This is a genomic window from Bartonella sp. AD328YNZD (genome assembly GCF_042196425.1).
This window is the reverse complement of sequence record NZ_JBHIQG010000888.1, coordinates 1-524: the sequence shown is the minus strand read 5'-3', so window position 1 is coordinate 524 and position 524 is coordinate 1. Positions and strand designations below refer to the sequence as shown.

1 protein-coding gene is annotated in these 524 nt (G+C 40.5%); it reads right to left on the bottom strand.

Annotation, left to right across the window (positions count from 1 at the left end; translation table 11 throughout):
• Nucleotides 1-524: adenylosuccinate synthetase (locus tag ACFIO3_RS15905; RefSeq protein ID WP_375704833.1), on the bottom strand; the 524-nt coding region annotated here is incomplete at both ends.

Here is a 524-nt window from a genome sequence, read left to right as displayed (position 1 = left end):
ATCCCTGAACCTGTACATGCCTGCCCAGCAACTGTATTCGATGACGTTACATAAGGATAAGTTCCAAAATCATTATCTAATAAAGCACCTTGCGCACCTTCAAAAAGAATGTGTTTCCCTCCTCGATACGCTTCATCTAAAAGACGCCACGTACAATCCATAAAGGGTAAAATTTTATCCGCGACTTGTATCAATTCATCATAAAGTGCTTGAGAATCAATTTCCACAACACCCATTCCACGACGCAAAGCATTATGATGCCTCAAAAGCCGCTCAATCTTAGCCATAAGCGTATCTTTTTCTGCTAAATCCATCACTCGGATAGCACGACGTCCTACCTTATCTTCATAAGCCGGTCCAATACCACGCTTTGTTGTACCAATCTTTAAACCAGATAAACCGCTTTCTCGAATTGCATCAAGGTCACGATGCAAAGAAAGAATCAAGGGAGCATTTTCAGCAATCCGTAAAATTTCTGGTGTAATTTGTACACCCTGATCACATAGTTTTTTTAATTCTGCAAC